The 4,416-nt window shown below is 70.2% G+C and carries 5 protein-coding genes and 1 pseudogene; 2 read left to right on the top strand and 4 right to left on the bottom strand.

Annotated features, from left to right (window positions below; all coding sequences use genetic code 11):
• Nucleotides 1-162: 162 nt before the first annotated feature.
• Complete coding sequence (locus G6030_RS14165) at nt 163-792, bottom strand: TetR/AcrR family transcriptional regulator (protein WP_182643562.1); 630 nt, start codon at nt 790-792, stop codon at nt 163-165.
• A 135-nt stretch (nt 793-927) separates the two neighbouring features.
• Between G6030_RS14165 and tgt the strand changes: the two genes are divergently transcribed.
• Both tgt and G6030_RS14155 read left to right on the top strand, forming a co-directional pair.
• Entirely contained in the window at nt 928-2,211 is a 1,284-nt protein-coding gene (gene tgt / locus G6030_RS14160) for a tRNA guanosine(34) transglycosylase Tgt (protein WP_063972155.1), read from the top strand.
• Nucleotides 2,212-2,249: 38 nt separating this feature from the next.
• Nucleotides 2,250-2,897: a hypothetical protein gene (locus tag G6030_RS14155; protein WP_182643561.1), complete on the top strand. Its 648-nt coding sequence runs from the start codon at nt 2,250-2,252 to the stop codon at nt 2,895-2,897.
• On the opposite strand, the gene G6030_RS14150 is transcribed toward G6030_RS14155, so the two are convergent.
• The 3 genes and pseudogenes from G6030_RS14150 to G6030_RS14140 form a co-directional block, all read right to left on the bottom strand.
• On the bottom strand, nt 2,885-3,223 hold the full coding sequence (locus tag G6030_RS14150; RefSeq protein WP_082904191.1) for a CHY zinc finger protein: 339 nt from the start codon (nt 3,221-3,223) through the stop codon (nt 2,885-2,887). The genes G6030_RS14155 and G6030_RS14150 overlap by 13 nt on opposite strands.
• Complete coding sequence (locus tag G6030_RS14145) at nt 3,220-3,906, bottom strand: queuosine precursor transporter (RefSeq protein WP_347238672.1); 687 nt, start codon at nt 3,904-3,906, stop codon at nt 3,220-3,222. The genes G6030_RS14150 and G6030_RS14145 overlap by 4 nt, the downstream gene beginning before the upstream one ends.
• 242 nt (nt 3,907-4,148) lie before the next feature.
• Nucleotides 4,149-4,416 (bottom strand): annotated as a pseudogene (locus G6030_RS14140) (tRNA glutamyl-Q(34) synthetase GluQRS); the annotation flags it as partial.

Here is a 4,416-nt window from a genome sequence, read left to right as displayed (position 1 = left end):
TCGCCATGGCGTCTGGCCTGCCCCGCGGTACGCGCGAGACGCCATGGCGACGGGCGGCTGCGAAGGAGGCGGCTGGGAAGGGGGCGGTCGCGGGAGGGTGCGGGCGCGCGGCGGAGCTGTGGGTGCGGGTGTGGGGTGAGTGTGCCGGGGCGGCGGGCGGGGTCAGGCGGGGCTGGCGCCAGTGCCGGTGCCGGTGCAGGTGACGTCGTCGACGAAGTCGGGGAGCGACACGACCGCGTTGAGTGTCGACAGCGCCGAATCGATGACCGCCGCCTGCGGGAGTCCGGACTCCTCGCCCAGCAACGCGAGCTCCTCGACCCCCGCGAGCCAGGCGCGCGTGAGCACCAGCGCCATCGGGCCCGCCCCGTCCACCCCGATGCTGTCCAGGATCCGCAGACTGATCGTCCGGTGCATACCGTCGACGACCTGTTCCAACGCGGGGTCGACCGCCCGGCCCGAACGCAGGACCGCCACGTAGTTGTCGCGCCGACGCTGGATGTAGCGGACCAGCGCCGTGACGATCGCGCGGGTGCAGTCCTCCGCGCTGGTGCCCTCCGGGACCTCCGTCAGCGACAGGACGTGATCGGCCGCCGCCCGGACGACAGAGGTGAGGTAGTCCAGCTTGGTGGGGAAGTAATGGAACAGCAGGCTGCGGGACACACCGGCCCGCTCCGCCACATCGTCCAGGGACAGGGCATGGAAAGGCACCGTCTCCAGCAGTCGGATCCCCAACACGACCAGTTGCGAACGGCGTTCCTGCTTGGAGAGCCGTCGTCCTCCCGTTGCGGTCATGGCACACCTCGTCGTCGTACTCATCGACGCGCGCGTCGCGCCCCCCGGCGCCGACACCCACGTCCCCCCGGCCGACGCAAAGGTCCATCTTAGGGTCACGTCCACGATCACGGACCGACATGCCACGATGGAGCGATGCCCGACCACGCCGCATCCGACACCCGCCCCACCACCTTCGACGTGGGGGAGCGGATGGTTCTCGACGGCACCGCCGGCGGGCGCACCGGCGTCATCCACACGCCCCACGGCGACATCGCCACCCCGGCGTTCATCCCCGTAGGCACCAAGGCCACGGTCAAGGCGCTCACGCCCGAGCAGGTCCGCTCGACCGGCGCGCAGGCGGTGCTGGCCAACGCCTACCACCTGTACCTGCAGCCCGGACACGAGATCGTCGACGCCGCCGGCGGTGTGGGCGAGTTCATGCGTTGGGACGGGCCCACCTACACCGACTCCGGCGGGTTCCAGGTGATGAGTCTGGGCGTGGGGTTCAAGAAGGTCATCGAGATGAGCGCGGGAACCAAGGCGGCCCCCGACGACTCGGCGACCAACAAGGGCCAGGGCCGGCTCGCGAAGGTCGACGAGGACGGCGTCACCTTCACCTCGCACCTCGACGGCTCGCGGCACCGCTTCTCGCCCGAGGTGTCGATGCGGATCCAGCACTCGCTGGGGGCCGACATCATCTTCGCCTTTGACGAACTCACCACCCTGATGAACACCCGCCGGTACCAGGAGAACTCGGTGGAGCGGACCCGCCGGTGGGCGCAGCGCTGCCTCGACGAGCACGAGCGGCTGTCCACCGAGCGGACGCATCGGCCGGGGCAGTCCCTGTGGGGAGTGGTCCAGGGCGCGCAGTTCGAGGACCTGCGGCGGCAGGCCGTGCGCGGGCTCGTGGAGATGAGCGAGCGCGCCGAGGACCAGGGGCGGCGCGGGTTCGGCGGCTACGGCATCGGCGGCGCGCTGGAGAAGGAGAACCTCGGCACGATCGTGGGTTGGTGCACCGAGGAACTGCCCGAGAACCGGCCGCGGCACCTGCTGGGGATCAGTGAGCCCGACGACATCTTCACCGCCGTGGAGAACGGCGCCGACACGTTCGACTGCGTCGCGCCCACCCGGCTCGCGCGCCACGGCGGCATCTACACGCTCGACGGACGGGTCAACATCACCCGCGCGCAGTTCCGGCACGACCACACCCCGCTGGATCCGGAGGGGCCGTCCGAGGTCTCGCGCGAGTACAGCCGCGCCTACCTACACCACCTGTTCAAGGCCAAGGAGTTCCTCGGCTCCACCCTGCTGACACTGCACAACCTCGCCTTTGTGGTGCGGCTCGTCGACGAGGTGCGCGCGGCCATGGCGGCCGGACCCGACGAGTACCTGGCGTACAAGGAGCAGTTCCTGGGGCGGTACTACACGGGGCGATGACCCGGACGCCGAGCCGCCGCGGATGGGAGACTGGACGCATGACGGACGACCGTAGGCTGACGCTCGACGAGGACCTGGCACGACGAACGCCGTACGGTCTCCATCCGGACGTCAAGACCGGGGCGCTGGCGGAGGTCAGCGAAGCGACGATGGACGCGGCGCTCAACCTCCTGGACAAGGCGTTGACCAGAATGGTCGACGGGGACGAGCAGCGGGCCGCGAAGCTGATCTGGCGCGCCGCCTCCCTACCGTTCGACGAGCACCTGCGGCTCTGGCCCGGTCCCTTCACGGCCCACCAGATGCTGTTCGACTTCCTCTGCAACGTCGCCGAGACCGCGTCACTGGATCAGGTACACCCCGACGACGACGGTCACCTCGACCAGCTTTACGACGACGTCGCCCGCGTGGTTCCGCTGCTCGACGCCCGGGAGGGTGCGATCTACAGGGACATCGTCGAGACGATCGTGTCCGACGCGGTGATGCTCGGGATTCCCCGCGACAATGCGGGGGTCCTGGCCGATGCGGTCAGGACTCTTCCCGACCCGGAGACGGCCGAACGCGCGCTCGACCTCGGCCGCGACGCCGACCTCGCCCGGCGAGAGGACCTCACGCGGCGGGAGCTCGGTGTGCTGTGCACAGTCATCACGGCGATGAACGAGGCCGACGGGGCGCCTCACTCGAAGTAGATCGAGTGGTGCAGGGAGCATCCCGGATTGAACGGTGACGCGCACGACGGGCAGCAGTCGGCCTCCAGGTAGCCGCTGATGGAGAGCGTCGACCGGCACACCCCGCACAGGATCGCGCGGGTGTCGAACCGATCCGCCGGCCACGCCGTGACCGGGTGGTCGACGGCGTCGGCGTGGCAGCGGAAACACGGGTAGAACTCGCCGCAGCAGTGAAAGCGGATCGCGACGATGTCCAACGGGCTGGCGTAGTGGACGCAGCGGGTCTGGTCGTCGACGGTCGCGCCGAGGACCGTCACGGCGCGCGGGCTGCCGTGGGGCGGGGTCATGCCGCCGATTGTGACACGGCCGGCCCGGACAGTGCGGCCTGGTAGCTGGGCTCGCGCTTCTTGATCCACGCGATGACCAGGTACGTCACGGGCAGCAGCACCGCCTCGACGAGGGTCTTCCAGACGAACCCGATGACGACGTAGTTCCAGTAGTCACCCGACCAGAGCGCCATGCCCAGTGCCGGGGCGGCGATCGTGCAGAAGACCATCGTGTCGGCGAGCTGGCCGACCACGGTCGAGCCCAGCAGCCTCGCCCACAGACTGCGCTCGCCGGTGCGCCGCTTCATCCACACGAGGACGTACGAGTTGAGCAGCTCGCCCACCACGTACCCGGCGAGTCCCGCGAGGAAGAACTGCGGGACGACCCCGGCGACCGCCTCGAACGCGTCCTGGTTCTCGTAGAACGGCGCGGCGGGCAGGTGCACGGTGGCGGTGAAACTCAACGCGGCCAGGGCGAGGACCGCGAACCCCGACAGCACGACCTGGCGCATCGCGCGGAAGCCGTACACCTCGCTGATCACGTCGCCGAGCACGTAGGCCAGCGGGAAGAGCAGGAAGGCGCCGTCGGTCACGAGCCCGTCGACGGACAGGAACCCGAGCTGGAACGACAGGTCGGGGAAGAGGAGGACGCCCTTGGTCCCGGTGACGTTGCTGATGAGCATCACGCCGACGAACAGGGCGATGAGGTAGCCGAAGTAGGGGCTGCCGAGGGTGGCGAACGCCGCGCGGGCGGGGCCGGGGGTCTGGGTGCGGTCGGGGGTCTGGGTGCTGCGCGCCGGCTCGGGAGTGATCCCGTCCGGCCGCCCAGTCCCTTCTGATAACCCGGTACCGCGCGGGTCCCGGGGCTCGGGAGTCTGCGATGAAGTGGTCACGAGCGACGATTATCCGGGCAGACGCGCGCCCGCGACGAATCCGGCCCGCGGGGTCAGGCCACCACCCAGGGACCGGATCGCAGGGACTCGGCCGTGACAACCCCACGCAACGCCTCGATCGAGTCCGCGCCCTCCGGCCCACCGAGCGAGGCCACGATCCGGGCGATCGCGGCCCTCGTCGTCGTCCCCTCCTGCGCCAGGTCGGCCAGGGTCACCGCGCCGTCCCGCTTGGCCAGCCGCTCACCGGCGGCGTTCACCGCGAGCGGCACGTGGACGTACTGCGGATGCGGCAGGCCGAGCAGATCCGCGAGATGCGCCTGG

It is taken from the genome of Dietzia sp. E1, from assembly GCF_014145015.1.
GTDB lineage: Bacteria > Actinomycetota > Actinomycetes > Mycobacteriales > Mycobacteriaceae > Dietzia > Dietzia cinnamea_A.
The sequence above is the reverse complement of the archived record's forward strand: the minus strand, read 5'-3'. Positions and strand labels throughout refer to the sequence as shown.

Bases quoted from the DNA above. Each gene is read 5' to 3' on its own strand.
- G6030_RS14165 (WP_182643562.1), bottom strand. From the start codon at position 792: ATGACCGCAACGGGAGGACGACGGCTCTCCAAGCAGGAACGCCGTTCG.
- tgt (WP_063972155.1), top strand. From the start codon at position 928: ATGCCCGACCACGCCGCATCCGACACCCGCCCCACCACCTTCGACGTG.
- G6030_RS14155 (WP_182643561.1), top strand. From the start codon at position 2,250: ATGACGGACGACCGTAGGCTGACGCTCGACGAGGACCTGGCACGACGA.
- G6030_RS14150 (WP_082904191.1), bottom strand. From the start codon at position 3,223: ATGACCCCGCCCCACGGCAGCCCGCGCGCCGTGACGGTCCTCGGCGCG.